Here is a 15,206-nt window from a genome sequence, read left to right as displayed (position 1 = left end):
GCCCAAGGCTGCGATCAGTCTTTGTCCTCCCAAGAGGATTGCCGGTGGCCAAAAAAGCCGCATCCTTCGCCGCCCTTGGCGGTCTGGTATTTTCCACCGACGCAGGTCGTCATTGCCCGGATTGCAGTCAACCGGTGGACGCCTGTATCTGCAAACAAACCCTGATCCCGGCCGGCGACGGCATTGCCCGCGTACGCCGCGAGAGCAAGGGCCGTGGCGGCAAGACGGTGACCACCATCACCGGCGTGCCATTGGCCGAAGAGGCGCTCAAGGATCTGGCCACAACGTTGAAGAAACGTTGCGGCACCGGCGGCGCGCTCAAAGACGGGATCATCGAAATCCAGGGCGATCATGTCGAGCTACTCTTGGCCGAGTTGATCAAGCTCGGTTTCAAGGCCAAGAAGTCCGGCGGCTAGCAGCCTCTGTGAAAACCACCCGCGGCTTGTCTCAGTCCCCAGTGTGTTCGGGTCTGACGTCGTTTCCATGGTTTTCACAGAGCCTGTTCATGACCGGTTTCTAAACTCAACGCTGTCAGCGTGGTCTACCACCGCGCTGACGAACCGTCATTTTCATTCTTTAGACTGCGCCGGCCTGAACTCAGGCGACGCACAATGACTTCTTTATAGGGGACTTCGATGTCCGTACGACGCACACGCAAAGACGATGGCAGCCAATGGACAGTTGCGGACAGCCGCAGTGTTTACGGGATTCGCCATTGGGGGGCCGGATATTTCGCGATCAATGAAGCCGGTCGCGTCGAAGTTCGTCCGAACGGACCGAGCAGCTCGCCTATCGACCTGTTCGAGCAAGTCGACCAACTGCGCAAAAGCGGTTTGTCCTTGCCGTTGCTGGTGCGCTTCCCTGACATCCTGCAAGACCGTGTCCGCCAGTTGACCGGTGCCTTCGATGCGAACATCGAGCGCCTGGAATACCAGAGCAAGTACACCGCGCTGTACCCGATCAAGGTTAACCAGCAGGAAGCAGTGATCGAAAACATCATCGCTACCCAGGACGTGTCGATCGGTCTCGAAGCCGGCTCCAAGCCTGAGCTGCTGGCCGTGCTGGCGCTGGCGCCGAAGGGCGGCACCATCGTCTGCAACGGTTACAAGGATCGCGAATTCATCCGTCTGGCGCTGATTGGCCAGAAGCTTGGCCACAACGTGTTCATCGTGATCGAGAAAGAATCCGAAGTCGCGCTGGTGATCGAAGAAGCTGCTTCGCTCAAGGTCAAGCCGCAGGTTGGGTTGCGCGTGCGCCTGTCATCGCTGGCTTCGTCGAAGTGGGCCGATACCGGTGGCGAGAAGTCCAAGTTCGGTTTGTCGGCGGCGCAATTGCTGTCGGTGGTCGAGCGTTTCCGCGCTGCCGGTCTGGATCAGGGCATTCGCCTGCTGCACTTCCACATGGGTTCGCAGATTGCCAACCTGGCTGACTATCAGCACGGCTTCAAGGAAGCGATCCGTTACTACGGCGAGCTGCGCAACCTTGGTCTGCCGGTCGATCACATCGACGTTGGCGGCGGTCTGGGCGTCGATTACGACGGCACGCACTCGCGTAACGCCAGTTCGATCAACTACGACATGGACGATTACGCCGGTGTCGTGGTCGGCATGCTCAAGGAATTCTGCGATGCGCAGAACCTGCCGCACCCGAACATCTTCTCCGAGAGCGGCCGTTCGCTGACTGCGCACCACGCCATGCTGGTGGTGCAGGTGACCGACGTCGAGAAACACAACGACGACGTGCCGCAGATCGACAACAAGGAAGAACTGCCGGAAACCGTGCAGTGGCTGGTTGACCTGCTCGGCCCGACCGACATCGAAATGGTCACCGAAACCTACTGGCGCGCGACGCACTACATGAGCGACGTGGCCGCGCAGTACGCCGACGGCAAACTGACCCTGGCCCAAAAAGCCCTCGCCGAGCAGTGCTACTTCGCTGTATGCCGTCGCCTGCACAACTCGTTGAAAGCGCGTCAGCGTTCGCATCGTCAGGTGCTCGATGAACTCAACGACAAGCTCGCCGACAAGTACATCTGCAACTTCTCGGTATTCCAGAGCCTGCCGGACACCTGGGCCATCGGCCAGGTGCTGCCTATTCTGCCGTTGCACCGTCTCGATGAAGAGCCGCTGCGCCGTGCCGTGCTGCAAGACCTGACCTGTGACTCCGACGGCAAGATCAAGCAATACGTCGACGAGCAGAGCATCGAGACCAGCCTTCCGGTCCACGGTTTGAACGAGGGCGAGGACTACCTGCTGGGTATCTTCCTGGTCGGCGCGTATCAGGAAATTCTCGGCGACATGCACAACCTGTTCGGTGACACCGACTCGGTGAACATCTACCAGAATGCCGACGGCAGCGTGTATCACGCCGGGATCGAGACCCACGACACCATCGAAGACATGCTGCGTTATGTGCACTTGTCGCCGGAAGAACTGATGACCCACTACCGCGACAAGTGCGCCAGTGCGCGCATCAGCCCGACCGAGCGCACGCAGTTCCTCGATGCCTTGCGTCTGGGCCTGACCCGCTCCTCCTACCTGTCTTCCTGAGACCAGGTTTCAATCGCACCAGGTTGTCTGAAATTGTCCCGTGCGCAGCGGAAGTTTCGGATGATCTGGTGGGATTTCTCTGTTTTTCCCGCGTGAAACGGCCTGCTTCCTGACAGGGGAAGTGATGTCGTCTGCTTTTCGCGTAGGTCATTTCCTAAGTTGTACTTCGCCTCTCTACTCGGCCATGGCTCTCGGCGAGAATCCCCGCCCGCCCCTCCTGTAGAGAATCGCCCATGTTCGATCCAGCCGACGAGCCGTCGTTTCGCCTCGATGTAGCGGGTCTGTCCGCCCCGTTCGAAGTCCTCGCTTTCACCGGTTGCGAAGCCATCAGCGAACCCTTTGCGTTTGAAATCGATCTGTTGATCGATGATCCGCATCTGGATCTCGCTGGGTTGCTGTATCGCTCGGCACAACTGTTTTTCGGGCCGAAGGGCAACCGCGTACATGGGCAGTTGCACAGCCTCGTTCAACACGAGCACGGTCACGGTGCGCGACTATGTCGGGCGCGGCTGGCGCCGAAACTCAGTTGCCTCGATCTGCGTTTCAGTCGACGTATTTTCAGTGGCCAATCGGTGCCGCAGATCCTCGACCAGGTGCTCAAGGAGCACGGCATCACGGGCGCGCAGCGTCGCTTTGACCTGCATGCTGATTACCCACCGCGCAGTTTTTGCACGCAATACCGTGAGTCTGATCTGCAACTGGTACAACGCTTGTGCACACAAGCGCAGATTCACTATCACTTCGAACATGCTCAAGACGCGCACTGCCTGGTGTTTGGCGATGATCCGCAACGCATGCCGCGGGTTGACGTAGCAGCGGTCGACGACGAGGGCAACAGTGGTGCGCCGGCCGTGCGCCGCTGGCAAATGCGCGAGGACGTCAGTCAGCGCTGGTCGAAAGTAAAGTCGGCCCAGGGATTTTCCGATCAGCCGACGCTGCGCAGCGGCCGCTGGTTGAGCATGTCTGGCGACCCGTTCAATGGATGCCCCGCCAACTGGCTGCTGACGCGTATCGAGCATCGCGCCGATCAGGCACTCGAACCGCCCTACAGCAACCTGATTCGGGCTACCGACCGCTGGCACGGGGTCTCGAGCGCTGCATGTTCGAGGTTGCACATGCAGGGGCTGCAACGCGCATGGGTGGTGACAGTTGACGAGCCGCAACCTGATTGCCTGCGGCCGGTCGCCGTGCAGTTCGACTGGCTCTATCAGGGCGAAGGGGCCACGCCCAGCCATTGCTGGTTGCCACTTGCGCCGGCATTGGCTGATACGCCGCCGGCGCTGTTGCGTGAAGGCGCCGAAGTGGTGGTGAGTTTTCTTGAAGGCGATCCCGATCAGCCGATCATCAGTGGGGTGCTCCAGCCGTGTGCGCTGCAGTCCGACCTCAAGGAGGAAGAATCGCTGTCCGCGCCTGAAAAGCTCGCGACCGAAGGCATGGCGCAATGGCTGGCCGCTGCCGAACCATTGCTGTTGTTGTGTCTGATACCCGGTGGTGGCAGTTTCAGTCATTGCCCGCAGGCGTTATGCAGCTGTCGGCTGGTTGCCGGGCTGAATCCGGGCGACGGGAGATGAGCGGCGCAGCGCCCGGGCAAAATGCGCAATGGTTGATGCTGGATGTCGCAGATTCACCGCGAGCCTTGCCGATGCTGCAACGCGGATTCAATCACGTACCGCGCCTGCGGTTGTTCGACGGCACCGAGTTTGAACCCTTGGGTGAGCGGGGGCCGCTGTTGATCGATTTGCGCGCTTGCCCGGCGCTGTCAGCCTTGTGTCACTCCGACCCGCAGACCTGGCATGGACTGCTGCTGGGCAGCGCAGCACCAGCGGAACAATTGCGCAGCCATCTGCAGCGCATGCTCACCGTGTCGGTCGGCCTGAATCACCGCGCGCTGCTCAATTATTACAATCGCCAGGTTGCCAGCTATTTTTTCGATGCCTGCGATGCCCGGCAACTCAGCCGCTGGCTCGGACCGCTCGGCTGGGTTCGCTGGTTTGGCGGCACGTGGGCTGACCGGGCAAACGGCAGTCAGGGTTGGCAGCAACTGCGCAACCCGCAGTTGCAGGTCGAATCGCTGGGTATCGAAGAAAGCCTCACGCGTCGTCAGCGTGAGCGCCTGCAAAGTTGCCTGTTGGATCAGCACCTCTGGCGCTGGAGTCGATCAGTTGGAACCGACTACACATCGCTGTCCTCCCATTTACAGCAGGGCCAGGCGCTGGGTTTCAGCGAACGCGCCGTGCTCGACGACTGGTTGTGGCTACGCTTGCAGCATCCGCGTGCACTGCTGGTGCAACCGCCGTCGGGGCTGAGTCAGGCGCAGCGGCTTGAGTATCTGCGGCAACACTGGCAAAACCATCAACCCTGAGGCGAGGCGCGCATGGCACATTCTTTACGGCAGTGGTTTGGCGTGATTGGCGGCGCGTTGTTACTGATGCTGCTCAGTGCCTGCTCGCCGCTGAAAATCCTCAATGGCCTGACACCGCAGGACACTTTCAGCAAGACCGCGGGCATTGCTTATGGCAATGACCCGCGGCAGAAACTCGATGTCTACGTGCCGCATCACGCGGCCAAAGATGCGCCAGTGCTGGTGTTTTTCTACGGCGGCAGCTGGAACAGCGGCGACCGCGAGGACTACACTTTTGTCGGCGAGGCGCTGGCGTCGCGCGGCATCGTCGCGGTGATTGCGGATTATCGCTTGTATCCGCAGGTGCGCTATCCGCTGTTTCTTGAGGACGGGGCCAAAGCCGTGGCCTGGACCAAAGCACACATTCAGGGATTTTCCGGCGACCCGCAGCGCGTATATCTGATGGGCCACAGCTCCGGCGCCTACAACGCAGCGATGCTGGCGCTTGATCCGCAATTGTTGGGCAAAGTCGGAATGTCGCCGAAGGAGCTGCGCGGCTGGATTGGTCTGGCCGGGCCTTACGATTTTCTGCCGATCAAGAATCCCGATGTGCGCCCGGTGTTCTTCTGGCCCGATTCGCCACCGCAGTCGCAACCGATCAACCACGTCAGCCGCGCTGCACCGCCAGCGCTGCTGATCGCCGCGAGCGAGGACGAGTTGGTCGACCCGACGCGTAACACTGGCGGCATGGCGCGCAAACTGCGTGAGGCCGGGGTGCCGGTGCGCGAGTTGTATTACTCGCGGCCCAGCCACATAACACTGGTGGCGACTCTGTCGCGACCGTTACGGCAGTTGGCCCCGGTGTTCGATCAAGTGGTTTCGTTCATCCAGCACACGCCGACTCAGTGAGCGGCGCCGCTGAACCAGCCGTCGTCACGCCGCAGCCATAGCGCCAGAGCACCGAGGGTCAGGCTGCGCAGGACCATGAAAAGCAGGAAGGTAATCCACAGTCCGTGGTTGCCCAGATCCTTGAGCGCCCAGGCGATCGGCAGCAACAACACGACAGTCAGAAGCATCCCATTGCGCATTTCCCGCGCACGAGTGGCGCCGATGAACAGACCATCGAGCAGGTAACTCCAGACCGCGATCAACGGCAGCACCGCGAGATACGGCAAATAGATGAACGCGGTATCGCGCACGCTCTGGATGTCGGTCTGCATCTCGATGAACAAATGCCCGGCGCACAGGAACAGCGCGGCAAAACCCAGACTCGCCAGCAACGACCAGCCTCCCGCCACCACCAGTGAACGCCGCAGCGCCAGCCGATCACGCGCGCCGATGGCATGGCCGCACAAGGCTTCGACCGCATGCGCCAGTCCGTCCAGCGCATGCGCGGTCAGCAGCAGGCCGTTGAGCAGCAGCGCATTGGCCGCAACCGTCGCATCACCGAGTCGCGCGCCTTGTACGGTGATCAGAAAAAACACCGATTGCAGCGCCAGGCTGCGAATGAAGATATCGCGATTGACCGCCAACAGCGGGCGCCAGCTCTGCCACAACTTCAGCGCGGCCCAGGCGATGTGCCCGGGATAGGCGCGCAAGGCTTTGCGGGTCAGTAGCAAACCGACCAGCGCGCCGCTCCATTCAGCAATCACCGAAGCGCGGGCCGAGCCAACCACGCCCCAGTCCAGCCCCATGACGAACCATAGATTGAGGACGATGTTGATCAGATTGGTACTGAGCAGAATCGCCAGCGGCGCCCGGGCGTTCTGGGTGCCGAGGAACCATCCGACCAACGCATAACTGGCCAGCGCTGCGGGCAAGCCGAACAGGCGCGTGTGGAAGAAGTCGCGGGTCAGTTGATCGAGCTCTGCCGACGGCTGCATGAAGTGCAGGGCCACGCCGCTCAGCGGTACGCCCAGGGTGCCGAGCAGCAACGACAGTCCCAACGCCAGCAGCAAGCCTTGCAACAGAATCTGCCGCAACGCCGCGCCATCACTGCGCCCGGCGGCTTGCGCGGCAAACCCGGTGGTGCCCATGCGCAGAAAACCCATGGCCCAGGCCAGAAAGGTATACAGGCTGGCGCCCACCGCCACCGCGCCCAATTGATGGGCGTGGGGCAGGTGGCCGATGACGGTGCTGTCGACCAGCGCCACCAGCGGTACGGAAATGTTGGAAAGGATCATGGGCGCGGCGAGCGCCCAGACCCGGCGATGGGTCGGGCGGTCGCGCCAGTCGGTGATCAGGTTGGGCATGCGGGCTCCTTGGGGGAGCGGCAGTGTAACGGGTGGGATCAGTGAATGATCCAGCTGAGCAGCCAGAGTCCCAGCAACAACCAGATAATCCCCGCAATAATCGAAGCATTCATGAACGCCCGAATCGCCGACCACAACAGCATCAGCCCCACGATCAACGCGATGATGCTGATGATCGATGTGTCCATCCCCAGCGTCTTCGACAATCCGTCGACAAAGTTGCTGCCGGCATTACTCAGCAGATTGAACAGCCCGCTGAGGCCATCAACAATAAAGCGGATAACCGAACCAAGTGCCTGGCCGAGCCATTCGAAAAAGCTTTCTACCTGCATGTGAGCATCCTGAAATTGGGCAATGAGCCTTGGGCCGCAGCAGCGGCGGCCGAGTTCCCTGCAAGCATAGAGGTTTGCCGCGCATTAGTGGTGACGGCTGCCTCTTGCCTTCCCCCCGCATCCCCCCGAAGCTATACGCCTTCAGGAGAGCCCGATGAACCTTGTTGAACTGACCGAACGCCTGCACGCCATTCGCGACCGCAATGACTGGCGGCAATTTCACAGCCCGAAAAACCTCGCCATGGCCGCCAGCGTGGAAATGTCCGAGCTGGTGGAAATTTTCCAGTGGCTGACCGAAGACCAGTCGCGCCAGTTGCCGGCAGACAAACTCGCCCACGCCGGGCAGGAAGTCGGCGACATCGTTTTGTATCTGTTACTGCTGTGTAGCGAATTGGGCCTGGACATGAATGAAGTGGTGCGCAGCAAACTCGCCGACAGCGAACGGCGGTTCAGCTGATGAGCGACCGTCATTTCGATCAGTTGGCGACCCGTTTCGCTGAAAAAATCTACGGTGGGGCCAAAGGCGCAATCCGCCTCGCCGTGTTGCAGGCCGACCTCGCCGAAGCCTTGCCGGATCGCCCATTGCGCGTGCTGGATATCGGCGGCGGTCTCGGCCACATGTCGCTGTGGCTGGCCGAACGTGGGCACGATGTGACCTTTACCGAGCCAGCCGAACCGATGCTTGAAGGCGCGCGCCAGCGTTTCGCCGAGGCCGGGCAAACCGCAACGTTCATTCAGGCGCCGTGGCAGGAACTGCTCGGCCAGCTCACCGAGCCCTATGACGTGGTGATTTGCCACGCCGTGCTCGAATGGCTGTCCGAACCGCACGCGATTCTGCCGGTGCTGCACCAACTGACCAAGCCCGGCGGCTGGCTGTCGCTGGCGTTCTACAACCGCGATGCGCTGATTTACCGCAATCTGCTCAAAGGCCATTTCAAGAAAATGCGCAAAAACGACATGGCCGGCGAGAAGCAAAGCCTGACCCCGCAGCAGCCACTTGATCCGCGTGAATTGGCAACGCAACTCGCAGGGTTGTGGCAGGTCGAAAGCCAAAGCGGGGTGCGGGTTTTCCACGATTACATGCCGGTGGAATTCCAGAACCGCGTCGAACTGGCGGATTTGCTGGAGATGGAGCTCGCTCACCGTCGCCACCCAAGCTTCGCCGGGCTTGGGCGTTACTTGCACTGGATCTGCCGGCCGATCTGATCGGAGCGCGAAATGAAAGCTCATGCTGGATTGTTGCTGATCTGTCTGGGGTTGGCTGCCTGCCAGGGCAGCAACCCCTATGTCGCGCAGTCCCGGCCATTGCCGCCGGCACCGCCGCAAGCCGCGAACACCTTCGACCGCAGCGCCTACCCGGCACCGCCCCGCGATTACGGGCGCTATCGCAGCTGGGCGTGGCTCAACGGACGCATGCCGCCGGGCACGGCGTGGGCGGATTCGGCGCAAGTCGCCGAGGCGGTCAGCAGTGCCCTCGATCAACGCGGCTTGCGCCCGCTGCATGACAATCGTCCGGCCGACCTGTTCGTCAGCGCCAACCTGCGGCTGGAAACCCGTATGCGTCAGGTGCAGGACGATTACGGTTACGGCGGCGGGTACTACGGCGGCGGTTATGGCGGCTATGATCGTTATGGCCGCGGTTACGGCATGTACAACTCGGTGCCGATCGTGCGCACTTACCAAGAGCAGGTCGTGGTGGTGCAGGTCGATCTGTTCGATGCCGGCACCGGCCAGCCGGTCTGGAGTTCGAGCGCTGAAACCGCCAACAAGGGCAGCCAGACTGATCGTACCGATGCGATTCGTGAGGCTGTGGAAAAGGCGATGTCGGCGTATCCTCCGAGTTAGCTTCCCGCCTGTGAGTGGAGAAAAACCATGTTCCGCCGTCTCGCTTTACTGGCTCTGGCCGCGCTGCTCAGCGCTTGCGCCTCCAACCAGGTCAATCACGACTTCGACGCCAGCCGCGACTTTGCTGCGTATCGCAGCTGGAGCTGGAAAGACCCCGCCCTGCAATATCGCCCTGATGATCCGCGGATCAAGAGTGATCTGACCGAACAACGCATCCGCCAGGCCGTGGCCGATCAACTCGACCAGCGCGGTTTGCGCCCGGCAACCAACGGCGCCAAGGGGGATCTGAATGTGCAGACCTACCTGATCGTCGAGGATCGCCAGCAACAGGTGACCACCAACTACGGCGGTGGGTGGGGCGGTCCATGGAACGGCTACTACGGCGCGCCGATGTACAACGAAACCCGCAACATCACCTACAAAGTCGCGACCATTCAGGTCGACCTGCTCGACGGCAAGGACGGCAAACTGGTATGGCGCGGCAGCGATGAACAGATCATGAGCAGTTCGCCGAACCCTGCAGATCGCAGCAATGCCGTTCGCGAAACGGTGGGGCGGATCCTCGCGAACTATCCACCGCGTTAATTCGCAACCGTGTCTACACTCAACTGCACCAATGGAGGTAGCGCTCGGCTGTGCGCCGGCAAAGGAGTGCGCGATGTCGCCTCGTTCTCGATTTTGCGGCCCGGCTCGGCAACGTGGGGCGATCGGCTTGACCGCCGCGTTGACCCTCGGGATGGCCCTGATGTTCATCCTCGTGGTAGTCGACAGCGGCCGTTTGTACCTGGAAAAACGCAACCTGCAACGGGTCGCCGACGTGGCTGCCCTTGAAGCCGCGACCCGTGGCGGCAATTGCAGCGCTGGCGCCACGGCCAATGCCTATGCCCTTGCCAGCGTCATCCGCAACGGCTTTGCGATTCCCGGCGCTGGCCGTACGTTGGCCGTGGCTTGCGGCGGACTGACGCTGGATGCGAGTAATTTTCGTGTGTTCACCGCCAACGCCGCCAGCACGCAAGCGATCCGCGTGATCGTCACGCACGCCGTGACACAAAGCGTCGCCGGCGGGATTGGCGCGCTGTTCGGCGGGGCAGGGCGCAGCGCGACCGTCACCCTCAGCGCCACTGCGGTCGCCGCGTTGCCGCCGCCGCTCGCCTCATTGACCATCCGCAGCACCGCGCTGAGTGTCGATACCGCCAAATCCGCCGCGCTGAATGCGTTGTTCGGTGGATTGCTCGGCGGCAACCTCAATCTCAGCGCCGTGAGCTGGAACGGCATGGTCAACACCAACATCAATCTGCTGGGCTATCTGGACCGGTTGAAGGTCGATATCGGCTTGAGTGCCGGCGGCTACGATCAAGTGCTCGGCAACACGATCGCCGTCAGCCAGTTGATCCAGACTGCGATCAACGTCCTCGACCCCAACGGCACGCTCGGCGCCACGGCGACCATCATCGGGTTGCAGGCGATCAAAGCCGCGGCCGGTGCAACGCAAGTGGTGCTGGGCAAACTGCTGAATGTGCAGGCCGGCACTCAGGCCTCGGCGCTGGCGGTGGACCTGAAAGTGTTCGACCTGATCGAAGGCTTCGTGCAACTGGCCAATAAGCAGAACGGCCTGGTGGCCAATCTGCCGATCAACCTCGCCGGGCTGGCGCAGATCACCGCGCGGGTGCAGGTGCTGGAACCGCCACAACTGTCGGCGATCGGTGATCCACGGTTGGCCGTGCAAAACCCCTTGGGACCCAACCGGATCTATGTGAAAACCGCGCAGGTGCGCACGCTGCTGTCGATCAATCTGCCGATCCTCGATTCGATCCTGAACCTGGTCAACGCGGTCACGGATCTGGCGGCGCCTTTGACCAACACCCTCAATGCTCTGTTGCATCTGAATCTGGTCGGCGTGATCGATTCTCTGGGCTGCGCTCTTGGCGCGCCGTGCGAGACGCCCTCGATTGTGCTGTTGCCGGGACCGATACGCCTCGACGTGGCGCTGGATGTGGCGGCGGCCAATAGTTATGTCACGGCGTTCAGTTGCCTGACCCCGACCAACAAAACCCTGACCACCAACACCACAACCGCCGTGGCCAATCTGCGCATCGGCAATATCGATCCCGCCACCGCGTTCGGCAACAACGTCACGCCACCGAATATCGTGGTACAGCCGTTGAAGATCATCGACATCGGCGTAAAGACCTGCCGACGCTTTCTGATCCTGCCGGTCAGTTGCGACCCGCGCATCCCCAGCGTGGGCGGAGGGCTGGATATTTCCGCCGACACCACCATCGGCCAGAACGCCAATACGCCTCATGTCTACTCCGCGCCGCCTGCTGCCAGCCTGCCGGAAATCAATCAGGCGCCGTTCTACTACTCGTTCAGTACCACTAATGTGGTCAGCAGCCTGGGTGACACCTTGAGCAATATCAATCTCAACATGCACGGGCCGACCGGCAGTCTGGTCGGTGGGCTGGGGGCGATTCTGACCACGGTGAAAAACCTGCTGGTGACCGCGATCAACACCGTGCTCGGGCCGTTGCTGGATACCTTGATCAACACCTTGCTGGTCAGCCTGGGTATCGACCTGAACAAGGTCGACGTCGGCGCCAACCTCAGTTGTCAGTCGGGTCGGGCGACGCTGGTGATCTGATCATCGACGGCCATTGGTAGCTCGATACAGAACCGCGCACCGTCGTCGCCGTTGCGCACGCTCAGACGTCCGCCCATGTTTTCGACGATGCCGTAACTCACCGACAAGCCGAGACCGGTGCCGACGCCCACCGGTTTGGTGGTGAAGAACGGCTCGAAAATCCGCTCCAGCAAGCGCGGATCGATGCCGCCGCCATTGTCTTCGACCCACAGGCGTACGACGTGCTCGTCATGTTCGGCGCGCACACCGATCCATGGCTGGAAGTCGCGATTCGCCTCGCGTTTGCTCAGCAGCGCGTCGCGCGCATTGACCATCAGGTTGATCAGCACTTGCTCGAGTTGATCGACGTAACCGCGAACCTGCACCTGAAAATTCGCTTCACTGACGCGCAGCTCGACACCTTTGCCACGCAGTCCCTCGGACAGCAGCGACAGGGTGCCTTCAATCGCATCGAGGGGATTGAACGGCTGCTGTTCGATTTCCGAACGCCGGCCAAACACGCGCATGTGATCGACCACCCGCGCCGCTCTTTGCACTTGAGCGTCGATGCGGTTGAGCTTGTCGGTCAGGTAGTCGATCTCCACCTCGCCTCTGCCCAGGCGTTTGAGCACGTTGACGATGGCCATGCGCATCACGTTCAGCGGCTGATTGATTTCGTGGGCCAGTCCGGTGGCCATCTCGCCGAGGGTGGCCATTTTCGCGCTCTGGGTCAGTTGCTGTTGCGAGCGCCGCACTTCCGTGTTGTCGCGGCCCACCGCCTGTATTTCAAGCAAGCGGCCCTGTTTGTCGAATATCCCGCGATCCGACCAGATCCACCAGGCATGTTCGCGACCCGGCAGCCGCAGACTGATTTCGGCGCTGCTCACTGGCACTTCCGGAGTGAGTTGCGCAAGGCGCTGGACGAATGTTTGGCGCTGCTCGTCCGACATCCAGCTGCCCAGATTGACCCCCGGCAATTGTTCCGGCGCGCACTCCAGATACGCTGCCAACGGCCGGTTGCCGAAGGTCAGAGTCAGATCCGGGTAGTAGCGACAGATCATCGCCGGTGAGTCCTCTACCAGAATCCGGTAGCGTTCCTCACTGGTCTTGATTTGCTCGGCGGCGAGGGTCGCTTCGGTAACGTCCAGCCACAGCCCGACGGCTTCCACTGGCAGCCCGAGGTCGTCACGCAGCAGCTTGGCCTCATCCAGCAACCAGTGCGCCTGCCCCTGAGCATCGAGCACGCGATAGCGTGCGCTCACTGAACCTTCGCGCAGCAGTTGCCGCGTGCGCTCGAAGTAGCGCGCACGATCATCCGGGTGCACGTGCTCGACCAGCGCACCATCCACGCAATCGGCAAGACTCCAGCCCAGCAGCGGTTGCAGGCTGGCGCTGAAAAAACTCGGTTGCAGTGCACCTTCGACATAGCGCTGCACATAGATCACCGCCGGTGAACTGGCGATCAGGTTGTCCAGCCGCGCATGGGCGGCGGCGGCTTGCTGTTGCTGATTCTTGATGTCGCTGATATCCAGCATGAAGCCGACCAGGCGCCGCTCGGCGCCAATCCCCAGCGACTGGCCCTGCACGCGATACCACAATGCCTGCGGCTGCTCGGTGCGTTGCAGGCGCACACACAATTCCAGCGCCAGCCCTTCGTCCTGCAAGGCTTGCAGACGACTGCGCAACTCCTCGCGGTCGGCCGGATGCACGTGGGTGAACCAGTCCTGAACCGGCAGTCGAGCGGTGCTCAGGCCAAGATTCTCGGCGAGGGCGGGGGCGAGCAAAACTTCGCCGCTGTCGCGGAACAATTCCCACCAGCCGGTGCCGAGCAGGCTTTGCAGAATCTCCAGACGTTGTTGCTGCAGATGATGTTGATGTTCGCGCAGCCGCTCCAGCAGCGGCGCGGCCACGGCAGCTGCCAGTTGCAGCCAGTCCTGGTCACTCAGATCTGCCGCATGCTGCTGCGCATCGAAGCATCCGCAGAGCAACCACGCGGCCACGCCGTGAGCATCGCGGTAGGGCGTGGCCAAGCCTTCGCTGAGGCCGAATACGCCGCTCAGCAGGTGATGCTCGCCCGGCAGCACGCGTTGTGCTGCCGCGCCGTTCAAGCTATCGAGTCCGCTGCCCAGACGTTGCGCCGGGCGCCACAACTGCGGCGCCTCAGGCGCATGGTAATGCTGATGAATCTGCCAGCCTTGGGCCTGCTCATCGAGCAGCGCTACCGCCATGCAGGGGATGTGCAGCTGCTGACTCAGGCGCTGCAACTGCTCGCCGAGTACCTCCGGCAAACGTGCGAAGCTGCACAGACGCAGTTGATCGCGGATCTGCCCGGCCAGCCATTGGCATTGCTCGCGACTGCGCGCCTGTCGCCGCTCGTCCAGCAGATCGCCGATGTCCAGCAGTTGCAGAAGCCAGCCGTGCGCCTGCCGTTGCACCCAGCCACGCAGGTGCAGGGGCGGGCCGACGAGGCTGAAAAAATCCAGATCGAGCGATTGCCCCTGCCATTCAGCGGGCTGGCCTTCGACCGCAAGGCTGCTGTGCGGCAGCAGATAATCCAGCAGATGCGCGTTGCCGGCAGCCGACAGCGGTTGCGCCAGCAGATGGCGCAATGGCCCGGTCAAGTGCATGACCTCGCCGCCGTCATTCAGATGCAGCTGCAAACCGACACTCTGCACGCCGGGGACGTCCACAAGCTCGGCGGGTGTGGACGGTTGACGGTTGAGCAAACGGTCGAACAGCTTGTCACCGGCACTCAAAATTGCAGGCTCGAACTGGCAGTGAGATTGGCCGGCAGACGTGGCACTGCGCCGATGCCGGGCAGCACCAGAAACGGCAGCGCCTGATTGAGCTTGCTGGTCGGGTAATTGATGCGCACCGTCAGCAAGCCGCCGACATACGTCACGGTGGCGTCGGTAGTCGCATTGAAATTCAACGACGCAGGCAGCCACGCCAGGCGACGGGCCAGCTCGGTTCTGGCGACTGTCTGGACGGCGGTCGCGTAGTTGGCGGTCGATGGATCCAGCGCCACACTGCGACGCACGGCTTCCGAGGTCGATTGGGTGAACGCCTGCATCAGCAGCATCGGCAGGCTGTAGCTGACGATTCCGTAGAACACCGCGAAGAAGATCACGAATACCAACGCGAACTCGATCGCGACGGCACCTTTTTGTTTGCGCGGGAGGGCGGTTTTCATGAGTGCGTCTACCCTGACTATCACTACGTAATGTCAGCATAGAATCATTCAGCCAAAACGGACGTTTTTTACCG

Annotated in this window: 14 protein-coding genes; 10 read left to right on the top strand and 4 right to left on the bottom strand. The window is 61.7% G+C overall.

Translation table 11 applies throughout. From position 1 onward, the window contains the following. Nucleotides 1-44: 44 nt before the first annotated feature. The 5 genes from ACP7BN_RS22030 to ACP7BN_RS22010 all read left to right on the top strand — a co-directional run bounded on the left by ACP7BN_RS22030 (nucleotide 45) and on the right by ACP7BN_RS22010 (nucleotide 5,799). Nucleotides 45-416, top strand: coding sequence for a translation initiation factor Sui1 (locus ACP7BN_RS22030; protein WP_420647104.1), 372 nt, complete (start codon nucleotides 45-47; stop codon nucleotides 414-416). Nucleotides 417-635: 219 nt separating this feature from the next. Beyond that, nucleotides 636-2,549, top strand: coding sequence for an arginine decarboxylase (gene speA, locus ACP7BN_RS22025; protein WP_420647105.1), 1,914 nt, complete (start codon nucleotides 636-638; stop codon nucleotides 2,547-2,549). A 233-nt stretch (nucleotides 2,550-2,782) separates the two neighbouring features. Further along, entirely contained in the window at nucleotides 2,783-4,120 is a 1,338-nt protein-coding gene (locus ACP7BN_RS22020; RefSeq protein WP_426206062.1) for a type VI secretion system Vgr family protein, read from the top strand. Beyond that, nucleotides 4,117-4,911, top strand: coding sequence for a DUF4123 domain-containing protein (locus ACP7BN_RS22015; protein ID WP_426206061.1), 795 nt, complete (start codon nucleotides 4,117-4,119; stop codon nucleotides 4,909-4,911). Before ACP7BN_RS22020 ends, ACP7BN_RS22015 begins: the two co-directional genes overlap by 4 nt. Before the next feature lie 12 nt (nucleotides 4,912-4,923). Then, a complete protein-coding gene (locus tag ACP7BN_RS22010; protein ID WP_426206060.1) occupies nucleotides 4,924-5,799 on the top strand; it encodes an alpha/beta hydrolase in 876 nt (291 codons plus the stop codon). Here the strand turns inward: ACP7BN_RS22010 and ACP7BN_RS22005 are convergent. Further along, nucleotides 5,793-7,142, bottom strand: a complete 1,350-nt coding sequence (locus tag ACP7BN_RS22005; protein WP_426206059.1) for an MATE family efflux transporter — start codon at nucleotides 7,140-7,142, stop codon at nucleotides 5,793-5,795. The two genes, ACP7BN_RS22010 and ACP7BN_RS22005, sit on opposite strands and share 7 nt — an antisense overlap. Before the next feature lie 38 nt (nucleotides 7,143-7,180). Continuing rightward, entirely contained in the window at nucleotides 7,181-7,474 is a 294-nt protein-coding gene (locus ACP7BN_RS22000; protein WP_420647110.1) for a hypothetical protein, read from the bottom strand. A 154-nt stretch (nucleotides 7,475-7,628) separates the two neighbouring features. Here ACP7BN_RS22000 and ACP7BN_RS21995 point away from each other — a divergent pair, with 154 nt between their 5' ends. The 5 genes from ACP7BN_RS21995 to ACP7BN_RS21975 all read left to right on the top strand — a co-directional run bounded on the left by ACP7BN_RS21995 (nucleotide 7,629) and on the right by ACP7BN_RS21975 (nucleotide 11,960). Then, on the top strand, nucleotides 7,629-7,931 hold the full coding sequence (locus ACP7BN_RS21995) for a MazG-like family protein (protein ID WP_007951009.1): 303 nt from the start codon (nucleotides 7,629-7,631) through the stop codon (nucleotides 7,929-7,931). Continuing rightward, the gene (locus ACP7BN_RS21990; RefSeq protein ID WP_426206058.1) at nucleotides 7,931-8,680 is read left to right on the top strand and encodes a methyltransferase; all 750 of its coding nucleotides are present in this window, start codon (nucleotides 7,931-7,933) and stop codon (nucleotides 8,678-8,680) included. Before ACP7BN_RS21995 ends, ACP7BN_RS21990 begins: the two co-directional genes overlap by 1 nt. Before the next feature lie 12 nt (nucleotides 8,681-8,692). Then, a complete protein-coding gene (locus ACP7BN_RS21985; RefSeq protein WP_420647112.1) occupies nucleotides 8,693-9,319 on the top strand; it encodes a DUF4136 domain-containing protein in 627 nt (208 codons plus the stop codon). Nucleotides 9,320-9,346: 27 nt separating this feature from the next. Next, entirely contained in the window at nucleotides 9,347-9,904 is a 558-nt protein-coding gene (locus ACP7BN_RS21980) for a DUF4136 domain-containing protein (RefSeq protein ID WP_426206057.1), read from the top strand. A gap of 73 nt (nucleotides 9,905-9,977) precedes the next feature. Beyond that, complete coding sequence (locus ACP7BN_RS21975) at nucleotides 9,978-11,960, top strand: pilus assembly protein TadG-related protein (RefSeq protein WP_426206056.1); 1,983 nt, start codon at nucleotides 9,978-9,980, stop codon at nucleotides 11,958-11,960. Here the strand turns inward: ACP7BN_RS21975 and ACP7BN_RS21970 are convergent. Both ACP7BN_RS21970 and ACP7BN_RS21965 read right to left on the bottom strand, forming a co-directional pair. Next, nucleotides 11,930-14,695 carry an ATP-binding protein gene (locus tag ACP7BN_RS21970; RefSeq protein WP_426206055.1) on the bottom strand — a complete coding sequence of 922 codons (2,766 nt, stop codon included), beginning with the start codon at nucleotides 14,693-14,695 and terminating at the stop codon, nucleotides 11,930-11,932. The genes ACP7BN_RS21975 and ACP7BN_RS21970 overlap by 31 nt on opposite strands. Further along, nucleotides 14,692-15,132, bottom strand: a complete 441-nt coding sequence (locus ACP7BN_RS21965; RefSeq protein WP_426206054.1) for a TadE/TadG family type IV pilus assembly protein — start codon at nucleotides 15,130-15,132, stop codon at nucleotides 14,692-14,694. The genes ACP7BN_RS21970 and ACP7BN_RS21965 overlap by 4 nt, the downstream gene beginning before the upstream one ends. Nucleotides 15,133-15,206 lie beyond the last annotated feature (74 nt).

It is taken from the genome of Pseudomonas sp. TWP3-1, assembly GCF_049896625.1.
GTDB lineage: Bacteria > Pseudomonadota > Gammaproteobacteria > Pseudomonadales > Pseudomonadaceae > Aquipseudomonas.
Note: the sequence above shows the minus strand (reverse complement) of the source record. Positions and strands in the feature narration are given on the sequence as shown.